General features: G+C 55.2%; 1 rRNA gene. It reads left to right on the top strand.

Going from position 1 to position 252, the window contains the following annotated elements:
• Window positions 1–9 precede the first annotated feature (9 nt).
• Window positions 10–124: ribosomal RNA gene (gene rrf, locus AACW18_RS15890) — 5S ribosomal RNA — on the top strand.
• The last annotated feature ends 128 nt before the right edge of the window (window positions 125–252 follow it).

The following is a 252-nucleotide window of genomic DNA, read 5'->3' as shown; positions in this document are numbered from 1 at the left end:
AAGTTTTTGCCTGGCGGCCATAGCGCCGTGGAACCACCTGATCCCATGCCGAACTCAGAAGTGAAACGCGGTAGCGCCGATGGTAGTGTGGCATTCGCCATGCGAGAGTAGGACACTGCCAGGCACCTAATTAGACGACATTGTGCGCAGTACGATGTTGTGCCGCGAGGCTGACACCTCGATGAAACGGCGACGATTTAGCAGAAGCTAGCCAAATTGCGGAGCGGTAGTTCAGTTGGTTAGAATACCGGC

It is taken from the genome of Aeromonas sp. sia0103 (assembly GCF_963895295.1).
Taxonomy (GTDB): domain Bacteria; phylum Pseudomonadota; class Gammaproteobacteria; order Enterobacterales; family Aeromonadaceae; genus Aeromonas; species Aeromonas encheleia.
Note: the sequence above shows the minus strand (reverse complement) of the source record. Positions and strands in the feature narration are given on the sequence as shown.